At 37.5% G+C, this 16,266-nt stretch carries 17 protein-coding genes; 12 read left to right on the top strand and 5 right to left on the bottom strand.

Going from position 1 to position 16,266, the window contains the following annotated elements:
- The 7 genes from V7149_RS12225 to V7149_RS12195 all read left to right on the top strand — a co-directional run.
- A partial coding sequence (locus V7149_RS12225; RefSeq protein ID WP_335345902.1) for an FAS1-like dehydratase domain-containing protein occupies positions 1–222 on the top strand: 222 nt, incomplete at its 5' end.
- Positions 219–1,232: a 3-oxoacyl-ACP synthase gene (locus V7149_RS12220; RefSeq protein WP_335345901.1), complete on the top strand. Its 1,014-nt coding sequence runs from the start codon at positions 219–221 to the stop codon at positions 1,230–1,232. The genes V7149_RS12225 and V7149_RS12220, both read left to right, overlap by 4 nt.
- Positions 1,233–1,338: 106 nt before the next feature.
- Complete coding sequence (locus V7149_RS12215) at positions 1,339–2,547, top strand: substrate-binding domain-containing protein (RefSeq protein WP_335345905.1); 1,209 nt, start codon at positions 1,339–1,341, stop codon at positions 2,545–2,547.
- Between the two features lie 128 nt (positions 2,548–2,675).
- Positions 2,676–3,443 (top strand): ABC transporter ATP-binding protein, encoded by a 768-nt coding sequence (locus V7149_RS12210; protein WP_335345904.1) that lies wholly within the window; start codon positions 2,676–2,678, stop codon positions 3,441–3,443.
- A complete protein-coding gene (locus V7149_RS12205) occupies positions 3,427–4,134 on the top strand; it encodes an ABC transporter ATP-binding protein (protein ID WP_335345903.1) in 708 nt (235 codons plus the stop codon). Before V7149_RS12210 ends, V7149_RS12205 begins: the two co-directional genes overlap by 17 nt.
- An 87-nt stretch (positions 4,135–4,221) precedes the next feature.
- A complete protein-coding gene (locus V7149_RS12200) occupies positions 4,222–5,082 on the top strand; it encodes a branched-chain amino acid ABC transporter permease (protein ID WP_335345900.1) in 861 nt (286 codons plus the stop codon).
- 4 nt (positions 5,083–5,086) lie between these two features.
- Positions 5,087–6,091, top strand: a complete 1,005-nt coding sequence (locus V7149_RS12195) for a branched-chain amino acid ABC transporter permease (protein ID WP_335345899.1) — start codon at positions 5,087–5,089, stop codon at positions 6,089–6,091.
- Between the two features lie 190 nt (positions 6,092–6,281).
- On the opposite strand, the gene V7149_RS12190 is transcribed toward V7149_RS12195, so the two are convergent.
- Together V7149_RS12190 and V7149_RS12185 are read right to left on the bottom strand one after the other, a co-directional pair.
- Positions 6,282–7,580 (bottom strand): DUF4179 domain-containing protein, encoded by a 1,299-nt coding sequence (locus tag V7149_RS12190; RefSeq protein ID WP_335345898.1) that lies wholly within the window; start codon positions 7,578–7,580, stop codon positions 6,282–6,284.
- The gene (locus V7149_RS12185; RefSeq protein ID WP_335345897.1) at positions 7,581–8,090 is read right to left on the bottom strand and encodes a sigma-70 family RNA polymerase sigma factor; all 510 of its coding nucleotides are present in this window, start codon (positions 8,088–8,090) and stop codon (positions 7,581–7,583) included.
- Between the two features lie 254 nt (positions 8,091–8,344).
- Here V7149_RS12185 and V7149_RS12180 point away from each other — a divergent pair, with 254 nt between their 5' ends.
- The 4 genes from V7149_RS12180 (at position 8,345) to V7149_RS12165 (ending at position 11,360) form a co-directional block, all read left to right on the top strand.
- Positions 8,345–9,118 carry a sulfite exporter TauE/SafE family protein gene (locus V7149_RS12180; RefSeq protein ID WP_335345896.1) on the top strand — a complete coding sequence of 258 codons (774 nt, stop codon included), beginning with the start codon at positions 8,345–8,347 and terminating at the stop codon, positions 9,116–9,118.
- A gap of 422 nt (positions 9,119–9,540) precedes the next feature.
- The gene (locus V7149_RS12175) at positions 9,541–9,918 is read left to right on the top strand and encodes a VOC family protein (protein WP_335345895.1); all 378 of its coding nucleotides are present in this window, start codon (positions 9,541–9,543) and stop codon (positions 9,916–9,918) included.
- A gap of 211 nt (positions 9,919–10,129) precedes the next feature.
- Positions 10,130–10,675, top strand: coding sequence for an NADPH-dependent FMN reductase (locus V7149_RS12170; RefSeq protein WP_335345894.1), 546 nt, complete (start codon positions 10,130–10,132; stop codon positions 10,673–10,675).
- Between the two features lie 325 nt (positions 10,676–11,000).
- A complete protein-coding gene (locus tag V7149_RS12165) occupies positions 11,001–11,360 on the top strand; it encodes a hypothetical protein (RefSeq protein ID WP_335345893.1) in 360 nt (119 codons plus the stop codon).
- Positions 11,361–11,419: 59 nt separating this feature from the next.
- Here the strand turns inward: V7149_RS12165 and V7149_RS12160 are convergent, their stop codons facing one another.
- Positions 11,420–13,129: an ABC transporter ATP-binding protein gene (locus V7149_RS12160; protein WP_335345892.1), complete on the bottom strand. Its 1,710-nt coding sequence runs from the start codon at positions 13,127–13,129 to the stop codon at positions 11,420–11,422.
- 194 nt (positions 13,130–13,323) lie between these two features.
- Entirely contained in the window at positions 13,324–14,307 is a 984-nt protein-coding gene (gene guaC, locus V7149_RS12155) for a GMP reductase (protein ID WP_335345891.1), read from the bottom strand.
- Positions 14,308–14,666: 359 nt separating this feature from the next.
- On the opposite strand from guaC, the gene cyoE reads away from it, so the two are divergent.
- Positions 14,667–15,569, top strand: coding sequence for a heme o synthase (gene cyoE / locus V7149_RS12150; RefSeq protein WP_335345890.1), 903 nt, complete (start codon positions 14,667–14,669; stop codon positions 15,567–15,569).
- 91 nt (positions 15,570–15,660) lie between these two features.
- On the opposite strand, the gene V7149_RS12145 is transcribed toward cyoE, so the two are convergent.
- Positions 15,661–16,266 (bottom strand): VWA domain-containing protein (locus V7149_RS12145; protein ID WP_335345889.1); only part of this gene is annotated, 606 nt, incomplete at its 5' end.

Raw genomic sequence — 16,266 nt, 5'->3', positions numbered from 1 at the left:
GTACATTTGCCAGGGAAAGGGTCTGTATATATGGAACAGACGATACGCTTCAAGTTCCCGGTTTTTATCGGGGATACAATTACTGCGACAGCCACTGTTCAGGAATTCATTGAAGAGAAGAAAATTATTAAGTTATTAACGGAATGCCATAATCAAAATGATGAACTTGTGCTAACTGGATCAGCAGTAATGATGGTACCGGCAAAAGGAGAGCTGATATGAAAGCGATTGGAATCGAAGCAACCAGCGTTTATTTTCCAAAGGGGATTGAAACAGCAGAAGCATTAGCCTCCAAGACTGGTATTCCCGAAAAAATAATTATTGAAAAGTTTGGTTTATACCAGAAACATGTAGCAGATGATACGATGCACGCTTCGGACTTAGCAATTGCTGCAGCAAGGCCAATTTTATCAAAAGTAGATCCTTTATCTATTGATGTTGTTATTTATTTTGGAAGTCCGCACAAAGACTATTATGTTTGGTCAAGCGCACCAAAGATACAGTATGAGCTTGGAACGAAAAATGCGTATGCATTTGAAATGATGAATGTAAGCTCCTGCTTCCCGATTGCTTTAAAGGTCGCAAAAGATATGCTAAAGGCTGACGAGTCTATTAAAAATATTTTACTAGTAGGTGGATGTAAAGAATCACAAATTATTGATTACGATAATCCTCGCTCGAGATTTATGTTTAATTTTGCCGATGGAGGCACTGCTGCTTTAGTAAAACGAGAAGCAACAATGAGTGAAATTTTAGAAAGCGTCATCATTACAGATGGGTCATTCCATGAAGATGTACGTATTCCAGCAGGGGGATCTAAGCACTTTGCAAGCATAGAGTCAGTTCAAAACAGGCAGCATTATATTGATGTTGTTGATCCGGCTAGCATGAAAGAGAGACTAGACCCCGTGTCCATTCCAAATTTTGAGAAAGTTATACATCAAGCATTGCATAAAAGCGGATTAGCACCTCAGGACATTAACGTTCTCCTGCCACTTCATTCGAAACGCTCCATGTTTAGAGAACTACTTCAACGATTAAACTTACCAGAAGAAAAAGCCGTGTACTTAGATCATCATGGTCATATGTCTGCACTTGATCCATGTATTGGACTGCATTTTGCAAGTCAGCAAGGAAAATTAAAAACTGGCGATATTGCTGTAGCGGTCAGTGCTGGCACAGGATATACATGGGCAGCTACAGTCATTAAATGGAAAGGGGCAAATGGATAATATTAGGTTGTGTTAGTCAATCATATTTTTACAATAAATTAGCCTTTACAGGGGGATGAGGGTTTTGTTCAAGAAAAAATCTTTTGGAAAAGTATTGTTTCTACTAATGTTAACGGTGCTTATGGTTTCTACATCAGCTTGTAATTCAGAATCGGCCAGTAATAAAGAGAATAATCCAGGAAGCTCAAACACTTCAAATGAAGTAAAAAAGGATCCAATTAAAATTGGGGTTCTCGCTTCATTAAGTGGAGCTCTTGAATCATATGGAAAGCAAACGGTTAATGGCTTTAAGCTCGGTCTTGATTATGCAACAGATGGAACAATGGAAGTAGCAGGTCACAAAATCGAGTATGTCATTGAGGATACAGAAACAAAACCTGAGGTTGCGATTCAAAAAGCAACGAAAATGATTGAAGAAGATAAGGTCGATTTCTTAATTGGATCTTCAAGTTCCGCCGATACATTAGCAGTTTTACCACTTGCTGAAGAATATGAAAAAATTATGGTCGTTGAACCAGCAGCAGCGGATAGCATCACGGGAGCTGATTGGAATAAATACATTTTCAGAACAGCACGCAACTCATCACAGGATGCGGTTGCTGGTGCTGCAGCTATTGCAGGCAAGGGCGTAAAAATTGCAACGCTCGCTCCTGATTATGCCTTTGGCCGAGATGGGATAGCTGCATTTAAAGAAGCTGCGGAGAAACTAGGGGCTGAAATTATCCATGAGGAATATGCCGATCCGGCTGCAACTGATTTTACCTCCAATATTCAAAAAATAATCGAAGCAAAGCCGGAATACTTATATGTTGTTTGGGCTGGAGCAAACACTCCGTGGAACCAAATTGCCGATATGAAGGTTCAAGAAAAGGGAATAAAAATTTCAACAGGTACCGCTGATATTGCAACTCTTGCGACAATGGAAGCATTGATTGGAATGGAAGGGTTTACAGTCTATTTTCACGCTCTGCCAAAAAATGATATCAATGATTGGTTAGTAGCTCAGCATAAAAGTGCGCATAACGGGGAAGTGCCAGATTTATTCACGCCAGGTGGCATGAGTGCAGCCATTGCTATTGTTGAAGCGATAAAAAAGACAGAAGGCAGCACAGATGTTGATAAGTTAATCAGCACAATGGAAGGAATGAGCTTCGATACGCCAAAAGGGAAAATGACATTCCGGAAAGAAGATCATCAGGCACTACAAACATTATATGCGATTCGTTTAGAAAAAGTGGATGGAGTTGATTATCCTATTCCGGTGCTATTGCGGGAATTAACACCAGAAGAAACAGCACCGCCTGTTCGGAACTAAATGATTAATTAATAGTAAGCTTCGGTAGCTATCGTACCGAAGTTTACTATTCTAGTAAAATCGCAAGTGCTAGGACAAAAAACTCGACAGGTGACTGGTACTTGTTGAAAAAAGAGGTGAAATAAATGGTGACTCCTATTATCGAAACTAGGGACCTAACGATTGCTTTTGGCGGACATGTTGCAGTCGATTCAGTAAATTTTTCTGTCCCATCAAACCATTTTAAGTCCATTATCGGGCCAAATGGCGCAGGTAAAACAACCTTTTTTAACTTGTTAAGCGGTCAGCTTTCTCCTATAAAAGGGCAAGTATTTTTAAAAGGAGAAGATATCACAAAACTGTCTCCAACAGAAAGAACAAGAAAGGGGATTGGACGCTCTTTCCAAATAACGAATGTATTCAGCAATTTAACGGTTTTAGAGAATGTAAGATTAGCCGTCCAATCTGCAGCAGGAGTCCGCTATCAAATGTTGAAGCATTTCCGAAAATATCGTCCATTCGAAGAGAAAGCACTAGAAATATTAACGCTTGTTCTCCTTGATAATAAAGCAGATGCTGTAGCAAAAAACCTTGCTCATGGAGAAAAAAGAAAATTAGAAATTGCTATGCTTTTAGCACTTGAAACGGAGGTTCTTCTTTTAGATGAACCAACTGCCGGAATGTCACTTGAAGAAGTACCGGCTATTTTAGATGTTATAAAAAAAATCAAAGAAGCGGGTAATCGGACAATCATTTTAATCGAACATAAAATGGATATGATTCTCGATCTTTCGGACAGTTTAATGGTTTTATTCAATGGAAGATTTCTAGCAGATGGTACACCAAGAGAAATAATGAATAATGAAACAGTTCAAACTGCTTATTTAGGAGGCTTGTATGATGACCACGCATCTTAAATTAGAGGGCATCGAAACATACATTGATCAATTTCATATTTTACAAGGTGTTTCATTGGAGGTTAAAAAAGGTGAAGTAACTGTATTATTAGGCAGAAATGGAGCCGGAAAGACAACGACACTTCGATCTATCATGGGTTTAAACCCGCCGGCAAAAGGCAGGATTGAATACAATGGTGAGAATATTACAGGACTTGCAACCTATTTAATTGCCGCTAAAGGAATTGGCTATGTTCCCGAGGATCAAGGAATATTTGGTGAATTGACAGTGGAAGAAAACATGAAGGTTGCTATGAAAAAAGAAAATGAGCAAACGATGGAACGGCTTGATTACATTCTGGACCTATTTCCTGATTTAAAGAAGTTTTGGAAGCGAAAAGGGGGTCATTTAAGCGGAGGTCAAAAACAGATGTTATCTATAGCAAGGGCATATGTGAATGATAATGACCTGCTGCTAATTGATGAACCAAGTAAAGGCTTAGCGCCAATTGTAGTTGAAAAGGTGATGGAGTCGATTCAAGAAATGAAAACAAAAACAACGATTGTTTTAGTAGAGCAAAACTACATGATGGCCAGTACGATTGGCGACCATTTCTATATTATTGACGATGGCCGAACGATTCTTCATGGAGAAATGAGAGAGTTGAAAGAAGATGAAAAAGCTCGAAAACAATATTTAGGTATAGCGTAAGGCAAGTCATTGCGACACTGATTGAAAAATGGGAATTTCAATAGGAGGGCTAGTACGTGATACGTATCGAAGAGAGGAGGAACTTGATTGGATGTATTAATTAATTTATCTATTAATGGACTTGCAACAGGAATGTTAGTTTTCCTTTTGGCGGCAGGGTTAACGCTGATTTTCGGGCTTATGGATGTATTGAATTTTGCCCACGGCGGATTGTTTGCTTGGGGAGCATATGCAGGTATTTGGACATATACATCGACTGGAAGCTATTTAATTGGAATGATATCTGCCTTACTGACAGGACTTATTTTGGGTTTATTTATGGAGAGAATCATAATAAAACCCGTCTATGGAAACCATATTCAACAAATATTAATCACACTGGGGGTCATGATTGTACTCTCAGAAATGTTAAAAGTGGTATGGGGGCCAAACCAGCTTAGTGCAAAAACACCTTCTTACTTAGCAGGAAGCTGGGAGTTTGGCGGAGTCATTATGATTAAATATCGCTTATTTATCATTGCTATTGGATTCCTTGTGTTTTTTATCGTTTATTATATTCTGAAAAATACGAAGATCGGTTTAATTGTACGTGCCGGTGTGATTAATAAAGAAATGGTGCAAGCACTTGGAGTAAACATAAAGAAAATCTTTATGTTAGTGTTCATGGTTGGTTCAGCGATGGCTGCACTAGGCGGAGTATTGCTTGGGCCGTATTCTGGCGTTATTTATGCGGAAATGGGAATGGAGTTTGCAATTTTGGCCTTTATTGTTGTTGTCATCGGCGGAATGGGAAGTATTACAGGGTCATTATTCGCTGCTATATTAGTGGGATTGTCAGGGGCATTCATGGCTTATTACGTTCCGGACTTATCACTTGCCGTAAATATGCTGCTTATGGCTGTTGTATTAATTTTTAGACCACAAGGATTATTCAAAGTAAAGGGGTGAGAAAATGAAGCTTCCTATGAATTCCTCGAAGGCGAATATTATTTATAGTGCAGTTGCATTTCTATTAATTTGTTTTCCATTTTTGAATGATACAAAAAGTATGCTGATTTTGTTTACGCAAGTCTTTATTTTTGCCGTATTTGCTATGAGCTATGATATTTTACTAGGTTTTACAGGCATCGTTTCATTTGGCCATGCGATGTTTTTCGGAATTGGTGCGTATACGACAGGAATATTTTTAAAAAGATTTGACCAAACCATCTTAGTCCTAATCCTTTCAATCTTAGTGGCTGCCATTATAGCAGGCGCAGTTAGCTATATCGTTGGACTTCTTTCTTTACGATTGAAAAGTCATTTTTATGCCATGTTAACACTTGCCTTTTCAGGATTGTTTTTAGTGGCTGCTGAAAAATGGCGTTCCTTAACGCATGGGAATGATGGCTTTACCTTTCAGATTCCAGATGTACTTAAAGATCGAGTAATACTTTATTTTGTCACACTGTTTCTTATGATCTTTATTTTTCTTGCGTTAAGACGATTTACAGAATCTCCTCTTGGCCGCGTCCTGCAAGCCATTCGAGAAAATGAACAGAGGGTAGAGTCTTTAGGATATACTGTGATTCATTATAAAATTATTGCTAGTGTTGTTGCAGGGGTAATCGCAAGCTTTGCTGGCTCCATGTATGTGCTGACACTTCGCTTTGTCAATACGTCTGTATTTGCTATTGATGTGACATTGGATGCGCTGCTAATGACAATTATTGGCGGGGTTGGGACTTTAGCGGGTGCGATTATCGGTGCTGGATTAATAGAATTTGCGCATCATTGGTTAACAGGTCTAGCTAAAGTCCATTGGATTTTTGAAAGGTGGATGATCTTCTTTGGAATCTTATACATTTTAGCAGTTATGTTCTTCCCATTAGGAATTGTAGGCACGATTAAATCTTGGTCATTTAAACGAAAAGGGAAGAATTCTAAGGTAGCTGATCATGAAAAAATAGCTAGCTGAAGGGTGAAAGTATATATAAAAAAAATAAAGGAGGGGGCAAGCTTAAATATGAAATCTTTTTACTAATGATTAGAAATTCATCCACAGAATATTGGGTGCCCGCCCTCCAATAACGGTATTGCTCTCATATATCAGGCTCCCTAATCCAGAAGCAAGAGATCCGTCCCTGTGTTTTTCCATAAGATACGAGCTACTTTAAGGGAATAGTCACAGTAGCGGATCCCTTTAAATAATTTTCGTAGCTATTGAAATAAATTCGAATTGGATTTGTTTTATTGCTTGTGTCAAATGTGTAGGTTGATTCAACCATTCCATTACTATTTGTATTAGTAGAACCATTAGTATCAACAGTTTCGCCGTTTGCATCGACCGCTTGGAAAAACATTTGATAGAAATGATTTTCTTCTTTTGACTTATAGGTAGCACGAATTGTATTATTACTTTCAATCTCAATATTTACATTTACATTGTCGGGAATATAGAAGACTTTCTTCTTTAGAAAATCGACTTCGATATAATCCTTTCCTTTTGGCAATGCCTGCACATCATTGATTTCCAACGTCAAGCTTTTGGGTTCTCTAAAATAGTTGCTTTGAAAGAAGAGAGCTGCATCTCCGTCTCGCATACCTCCAAAGCCTGATACTCCATTTGTAATTGTGCCCCATACTTCGCCTTTCTCATCCAATAAACGCATGCTTTTTATTTGCAAAATTTGCATGGTGTTTGCAGAATCGACTGCGATATCAAGCTTTGCCCGAAGTGGAGAAATCCTCAGTGATTTTACGGTCAATTTTTGATCATCGATTTCTACAGTTTGATCCAATTTGTAATTTTTACTTTTTGCGATTTCCTTTTGCAAAGAAAAAGGGATGTTGAATGTTGTCTCATGTTCGTCTTTAAATGTAATGGATAATTCGAAATTCGGATTTGTGAAATCGATATTTTTACTAGCGGTTACCTCTATAGTATCTTCTATATGATTTGTCGGCTCCTTGCCATACCAACTAAATGTTAATCCAGCTTCCAGCCCTTTTTTATTTTGTTTAATCTCAACACCTTTTGTGTGGAGGTCATGAATCTCGAAGGGAGCTTCAAGCTCATAGTTAATAATCATTCCTGATTCATCTGCAATAATGCCGAGCAATGTAAAAGTTAAATTATTCTTTGTTTCTGTTATATTAAGCTCTTCATAATAATCATTTTTTAATATATCCTCAATTCCTTTGTCATAGGCAATCATCTCAACGAGCGGAGCAAAGCCTGGTATTTTCGCAACTGCTTGTGCAAAAGCAGGAGATACGCGAATCGTTGTAATCAGGATTAAGATAAGAGCGGCTGTAATTGTTAACATTCCTGTCCATTTTTTGCGGCTATGTCTTTCATTTTGTACTCTCTTTAAACCGTTTGTCCTAGCATAGGAGAGTGCTTCTTTCGGAACTGGAATCGAATTAAGTTCATCTTTTAAAGCGGCATATTCTTTTTCATTCATTTAAAATTCCCTCCTCTCGCTAAAATAATGGCGCAGCCTCCGTAGTGCTGTGTGCAATCTGGATTTAACTGTTCCTTCGGGAATATTTTGCGCGCTCGCAATCTCATTGTTTTTCATATCCTGAAAATATTTCAAATAAATTAATTGCTGCTGTTCATGTGGCAATTGCGAAATCGCTTCAAAAATCTCTAGATTAGGAGAATCATAATACTGTCCTTCGACCTCTAACGTTTCCCTCAGCTCAATACGACTTTTTCTCTTATGCATATCGTGGCAAACATTGAGCAATATTCGAACGAGCCATGTTCCGACATAACGCGGCTCTTTAAGCGTATGAATTTTTTTATAGCTTCGGTAAGTCGTTTCTTGGATGGCTTCAATCGCATCGTGCTCATTTTTTAAATAAGCAAACGCTGTCCGATACAATACATCTTCATATGCTTCCAGCACTTGTAAAAGAGCGTGTTCATCCCTTTTCATTGCTTTTTTTATAATATCTATCTCAACCACAGCGTTGCCTCCTTCCCCCTGCTACTTATTAGACTTAGCAGCAGGTGAAAACGTTCATCTTCTTTTTTGTAATTAATAATGGTCATTAGTGGGTTCCTAATTCTAATTGAAGTTAAGAAAAAGGTTTGATAAAAAGGAATTGATTGGAATACTATTAAATACCAATTTTAACATGTAAAGTATTTATAAATACTTGGAGGCGCCTAAAATGTATGCGAAGCGTCCCTAGAACGGAAGGAGTTGAGGTTTGATAAATGTTCACATACTTATTTCTCTTTTGTGTAGTTTTAATTTCAAACTTAATTATTGGTGTTTTATTGGGAATGTCAGGAATATCAGGCTTTTTGCTTCCTTTAATTTATGTAGGTTTTTTAGTAATGCCTGTGCATGATTCCCTTGCGCTGAGCTTTCTATCGTTTGCAGTTTCCGGTATTATTGGTGCATACTCCTACTGGAAATCTAAGAACATGGATCTAAAATTAGCACTATACTTGAGTATTGGCAGCCTGCCTGGTGCATTTATGGGTGTCCAAATCAATGTGCTAATTTCTGACTTTCTAGCAAAACTTCTCCTTTATATTTTTATTCTTATAGCTGGCCTATCCATTTTGCTTAAGAAAAACAATAGAAATGGAGATAGGCAATCGAAAATACTAAATAACCATTTAGTAGTTATTTTGATTGGATTAATAACAGCAGCGGTCTGCTCATTAACCGGAGCGGGCGGCCCTATTTTACTCGTTCCGTTATTAGCAAGTTTGGGGGTAAATATAAGGGTAGCCGTTGGAGTGAGTTTGTTAAACTCAGTTGTTATTGCCATCCCATCTGTATTTGGGTACTTTGCTCATGCAAGTATGGGAAATCTCACCATGTTAATTATAGCAAGTTTGATAGGTACGATTGTTGGGATATTAATAGGGGCACACTTTGCAAATAAGGTACCTATTCATCATTTGAAACTATTTATTGCTATCATAACTATTCTATCTTCTATGTATATGCTTATTTCTTTAGTTTTATCTTTTTGACATTTGTCATTTACATAGCACATTGAAAGCTGACCGAAATAAAAAAAAAAGAGAGGAGAGAAGCGAAAATACATTTTTTTGGACAGAGAATCCTTTATTTCCATAAAACCAGCATCTTTAGGGTTTGAATAGGACAGAGAATCTCTTAATTATAAAAACAAGGGAAAATAGCATTCTTTTTCATGCAATAGCGGAAACAGGGTCCGATAACCTCAAGAAAAACAATCGATTCGAATAAATAACGGAATGAGGATCCTCGAAGATAACACCCTCTACTAATGAAATGCAAATGAGTAAAATAGTTTATCCTGGCATATGGGCTTAGGTGAAGAGGAGGAAACTAATCATCCAAAATTGCTTTTGATATTCCGGATTGATAAACTAATTTTGTCTATCATGATTTATGAAAAGGAGTTTTTTGGATGATAAACAAAGTTGGAAAAGTGACGGTTTATGTACAAGATCAGGAAGCAGCAAAAGACTTTTGGATCAATAAGGTTGGATTTGTTTTAAAATTTGAACAGCCAATGGGGCCAGATGCGTTTTGGATTGAGGTTGGGCCAGGCGAGGATGAATTTACGACTTTAGTGCTTTATTCTAAATCGGCAATGGAACAACATCAGCCATCTAAGGTTGCACATCCATCTATACTTTTCAGTACAACTGATATCGAATCAGCATATGAGAAAATGAAACAAAATGGAGTACAAGTGGAGGAAATGATGAGACTGCCATTTGGAACGATGTTTTCATTTAAGGACCAGGATGGAAATGATTATTTATTAAGGGAAGATAAGTAAAATAATTGAAAGCAGTGCCTGCTGCATCTTGAATTTTACTTTCCGTGTTCAGGCACCTTTGTTTACACTCAACTATTTTGTATATGAAAATATTCTATAACCCACAATTCTTTGATACTTTGCTAATAGATAAAAATGCTGATAGATAACCCTCGAAAGATCAGGTTCAATATTCAAAAATGATTAAAAATACTTTGGGAGGTTCTATATTATGAAAATTGTTACGATCGTTGGAAGTATCCATAAGGGTTCTCTGAATAGACAGCTCGCTGAGACTATGAAGGAACGTTATGTCGATAAAATGGATATGTTTATTACTGATATTCGTAGTCTGCCTCATTATGACCAAGATGAAGAAAACAATCCGCCGCATGCTGTAAAGGAATTTAAAGATACAATCTCAAGTGCAGATGGGGTTATCATCATTACTCCAGAATACAATTGGTCGGTTCCTGGCGTATTAAAAAACGCCTTAGATTGGGCTTCTAGGGTGGACAAGGTTTTCATTGGCAAACCAGTAATGACATTGGGGGCGACTCCTGGAATGCTAGGTACTATTCGTGCCCAAATGCATTTACGTGAAATTCTATCATCGCCTGGTGTTCAAGCTAAGATACTTCCTCCAGGTGGAAACGAGGTATTGATTGGTCTTGCAAATCAGAAATTCGATGAGACAGGTCAGCTTGTAGATGAGGGGACTCTAAAGTTCTTAGATGAAAAGGTTGCCAAATTTATAGATTTCGTAAAGGCAGTATAAGGGAAGGGCATTTTCGTAAAACTGTTTCCGGCATTCAAAAACGTTAATAAAATCAAGAAACTAAGGAGCTCTATTCATATAGGGCTCTTTGACCTATAAGATCATACTTTCCTCTTTTTAAGGAATCATATTCTATACAAATGAAATCAAGCATAGATGTGCGAATAAGATACATATGAGAGGAGGCTCCTGGCAAAGTTAAATGGACAATTATACGAATGACAATACGGCCAGTAAGATAAAAATTTAAGTTTTATTATTGCTGCTAAATTCATACACTCTTCTTAATTAAGTTACTGATAATAAATAATTGGGAGAGTGGAAAATGAAAGTTAATTTCGAAATGGAAAAAGCGAAGATGCTGGCTAACCAAATAATGACATTTATTAAATATGTTCATAAAAGCTATGAGAATAGGAACACTGTTTATTCAAATTCTGACAAATTGTATCAAATAAAACTTCTCTCAGTTGAGTTTAAGTTCCAAATAATTGCAGAGGAACTACTAAGAATTAATCAGTTTTCATGGGATGAAAAGTACACTCACTATTTAGTGGATGAATTTCAGAAGGGGTTAAATATAATGGAGGAATATGTGAGAAAAAATTATGATGATTTATTCATCTTATCGGCCAGACTATATACATTAAACAGCCATAGTCTATTAATTAGGAGTAAGAAGTAAAAAGCCTGACTTCAGCAGTGATAAGCGAGTCAGGCTTTTAATTTTATATGCTAATGCTCTCAACTAAATTGAGCCTGATGCAGCCTGCTGTATATTCCTTCAGATTCCAGCAGTTCTTGGTGGTTGCCCTGCTCCGCAATTCCATCTTTCGTTACAACGAGAATTCGATCAGCATTTTTAATGGTGGCCAATCTATGAGCAATAACTAGCGTGGTTCTGCCTTCGGTGAGTTCCTCCAATGACTTTTGAATCGCTGCCTCTGTTTCTGTGTCAAGGGCGGATGTAGCTTCATCCAAGATTAGAATTGGCGGATTTTTAAGGAACATTCGGGCAATGGCGAGCCTCTGCTTTTGTCCGCCGGAAAGCTTAACGCCCCTTTCACCAATAATCGTATCAAGACCTTGAGGCTGACTTTGGATAAAGTCATCAAGCTTCGCTTTTTTAGCAGCATCTAAGATTTCCTCATCAGTCGCATTCAATTTCCCATAGGCAATATTTTCGCGAATAGTACCAGAGAATAGAAACACATCCTGCTGGACAATCCCAATTTGTCTGCGCAAGGATGATAGTTTAATATCCCGAATATCTATTTGATTTATAGATATGGAGCCTTCTTGAACCTCGTAAAATCGCGGAAGGAGGCTGCAGAGGGTTGTTTTTCCAGCACCAGATGGGCCAACAAAAGCAACAGTTTCTCCGGGTTGAATGGATAGATTAATATTATTAAGCACAGGTTGATTTCCTTCATAACCAAAAGAAACATTGTTGTACTGGATTGTTCCAGCGAGTTCCATCTCAATAGCATCCTCGGAATCTTCAATATCAGGCTCCGTATCGATAATTTCTGTATATCGCTTAAATCCAGCAATTCCCTTCGGATAACTTTCAATAACCGCATTAATCTTTTGAATGGGGCCGATCAAAATATTCGATAACAAGATAAAAGCAACGAACTCCCCATAAGTTAATTCTCTAGATATAACAAAAAACGTACCAAATAGTAGGGTAAAAAGAGTTATGGTTCTCATAAACAAATAATTAGCCATCACATTTTGCGCCATAATCTTATAGGATTGCAGCTTTGTTAGACGATAGTTTTCATTGTTTTCTTTAAACTTTTTCTGCTCATACTTTTCGTTAGCAAATGCTTGAACGACGCGAATACCCCCGATGCTGTCCTCTATTCGTGAATTAATCTCCGCTACATCCTGGAACATTCTTCGAAAGGTTCTTGTCATTTTTTTATTAAAATAAATCGCAAATATAATCAGAAGAGGGATGACGATAAAAGAAATAACCGCAAGCTTCCAGTTAATGCTGACCATCAAGGTAAAAGAGCCAACAAGTGTCATGATGGCAACAAATACATCTTCTGGACCGTGATGGGCCACTTCCCCAATCTCCTCAAGATCCTTCGTCAGCCGAGAAATGCTATGTCCTGTCTTATTGTTGTCATAATATCCAAATGAAAGCTTTTGCATATGCGTAAACAGCTTTTGGCGCATATCTGTTTCAATATTAATACCTAAATTATGTCCCCAATAAGTAACAATATAATGTAATCCTGTATTAAGAAGATAAATCAGAAGCAGTCCCGCACAGGCTAAAAGAATAATGCTCCAATTTCCTTCTGGGAGCAGCCGGTCAATGACCTGATTAACGGCTAAAGGAAATGCAAGCTCTAATATGCCCACAATAATTGCTGATACAAAATCAAGGATAAACAACCATTTATATGGCCGATAATAAGAAAAAAAGCGTAATAACAAATCAAAACCTCCAGAAAAAAATATACTGAGCAATATAGTCTGAATTGAAATTCATTCTCAATTATAAGTGTTATTTCCTTTTTATTCAATATAAATGCAGCTAATCTCGCTACTCATCCAATAATAAAAAATACCCTCATGTCAGAGGGTATACAAGTTTTGACCATTACGGGATAGAGGCCCCTTGGTTGCTATTAATAAACACGATCACCGTTAAATATAGAGTTCTTCACAATAACATAGTCAACATTGCGAATGGAGCTTAGTTTGCTTCCTCCAGAATAAGAAATGGAAGACTGGAGATCCTGCTCCATTTCCGTTAATGTCTCTTGTAAAGGACCTTTGTATTCAACAAACATTTTTTTGCCTTCTACATTTTTCTTTTCGCCTTTTTGGAATTCGGAAGCAGAACCGAAGTATTCCTTGTATAGTTTACCGTCTTTCTCGACCGTTTCACCTGGTGATTCTTCGTGGCCGGCAAATAAAGAGCCAATCATCACCATAGTGGCGCCAAATCTTACCGATTTTGCGATGTCTCCATGTGTACGAATGCCACCATCTGCGATAATAGGCTTGCTAGCCGCCTTTGCGCACCAGCGTAAAGCAGCTAATTGCCAGCCGCCAGTTCCAAAGCCAGTTTTGATCTTCGTGATACATACTTTACCTGGTCCAATCCCAACCTTTGTTGCGTCTGCACCAGCATTTTCTAATTCCCTTACTGCTTCTGGTGTACCAACATTTCCTGCGATCACAAAGCTGTTCGGCAAGTGCTTTTTAATATGTTGAATGATATTGATTACAGCATTAGAGTGGCCGTGCGCAATATCAATTGTGATGAATTCTGGGACAAGCTCAGCCTGTGCTAAATCTTCAATGAATCCATATTCCTCTTCCTTAACACCTACACTAATAGATGCAATTAATCCACGAGCCTTCATATCTTTAATAAAGGAAATTCGTTTTTCTGGATTAAAACGATGCATGATATAGAAGTAACCATTTTCAGCCAAATAAATAGCAATCTTCTCATCGATAATTGTTTGCATATTTGCAGGAACGACAGGCAGTTTAAATGTATGTCCTCCTAAAGTTACAGTTGTATCACATTCAGAACGGCTATTTACAACACATTTCGCCGGAATCAATTGAATATCTTCATAATCAAATACGTTTTCCATATTATACACCCCTAAAAACGAATATTTAAGCAAGGACACCTAATAAATGTTCGTCCATATAGTAATTTACATGATTGCCATTTGAATGTCAAAGTTTTTATTATTATTTGCTATGACATTAAAAAAATTAAAAAAACCTCTTTTTTTGATAGAGAAAAGTACGATAATTTCGCCGAATAGTCTAAGTAAGTATGCTTTTTAGCAAAATGTGTAGAATTTTGTATATAGAATTTCAATTTTATAAGCTATCTGTGTTAATATTAGATGGGCCTCTTTATAAAACTTATGAATTTGACATGCATGAATAAAGAGGATTTTGCTATCATTTTTTGAACTAAGTCATGGGGGGAGGATATAAGATGAGTACGGATAGAACACCTTCTCCGCAAAAGTCTTTCTTATCTGATCTAAGGTCACTTTTCAAAGCGAATGTATTAATAGCCAATGTTCTGCCGGTGTTTACCGGATTCTGGTTAGCACTGTACTTTTCAAATGAATCCTTTATGGAGCAAATACCGTTATTTTTACTGACTATGGTTGGAAGTACATTTGTAATGGCAGGGGCACTTATTATTAATAATTGGTATGATGTGGATATTGATAGAGTAATGGATAGGACGAAAAACCGTCCGACTGTAACAGGCAATTTTACTTTAAAGGCTGTATTATTTATGGGGATTACCTTTTCCATATTGGGTTTCCTCATTCTCTTTTTTACAACTCTTGAAGCTGTCTTCTATGCATTTATCGGGTGGTTTACCTATGTTATATTGTACACGATGTGGTCCAAACGAAAATTTACTCTGAATACAGTAATTGGAAGTATCTCGGGGGCTGTTTCTCCTTTAATTGGATGGGCAGCTATTGCGTCTAGCATTCATATAATTCCAATTGTATTGTTTCTGATTTTATTTATTTTCCAAATGCCGCATACATTCGCCATAGCTATAAGGAAACATGATGAGTATAAAGCAGCAGGTGTAGCCATGCTGCCAGTTGTTCATGGGTTTTCTATGACGAAGCGGCAAATTCTTGTATATGTAGCATGTTTGCTTCCGCTGCCATTTTATTTAGCTCCGCTCGGTACAGTGTTCCTATTCGTTGCTACCTTGCTTAATATCGCATGGCTAGTGATTAGTATAAGGGGATTTTTTGCGAAAGATGATCAGAAGTGGGCTCGGGTCATGTTTCTATATTCGGTTAATTATATTGCCATCTTGTATTTACTGATGGTTGTAGTAACCTTACCGATATTTGAATAACTCACTACATTTTTTAGTACAATTAAAAAGGGGAAACATGGCTAATCGTGAGCCGTGTTTCCCTTTTTTGCTTTTTAGACAAATATTTTTATCAGTGAATTTTGCTTGTTTCTCTAAGAATCAACCCATTATCAGAAGCAGCCCGAACCCAACTAGGATACTCGGCCATAAGCAAATCATATAACTCATGATCGGAAATCGTTTGCGGATCTTCCACACTGAAGAAGTTAGCATTATCCAAATATCGTCCTGTTAAGTTATCTAACTCCTCCAGGAAGGAAAAATCGGATTGAAACGCTCTAAAGAATCCTCTTGGCTTTGTCCCTTTATTGGATTTCCCGATAGCCATGAACTGCCAGAAGATTGGTTCGTAAGATGAGCTTTGAATATGGCTGATTGTTTCTTTTTCATCAAAGGTTGCACCATCAGTCACAAACATCACATAGACAGGTACGTCATTTGGCAAAGCACTATTCCGCCTCTCTGCTGAACCAAAGTAATGGTTGCGGATTGTTTTCATGACCTTCCCATAATACGTGCTGCCCTCTAATGGATATTGTCTAATTAACCGATTGACAAAGCCATTAAAGTTATCAATCGTCAATTCTCCAGCATCATGAGCTTTTGCCCCAAATAAGAAAATATCAATGGAGCCATCATCATCAAAGCGTGTACCGAGTGCTAATATCCTTTCTGC

This window comes from Bacillus sp. JJ1503 (genome assembly GCF_036965125.1).
Classification (GTDB): domain Bacteria; phylum Bacillota; class Bacilli; order Bacillales; family Cytobacillaceae; genus Cytobacillus.
The sequence above is the reverse complement of the archived record's forward strand: the minus strand, read 5'-3'. Positions and strand labels throughout refer to the sequence as shown.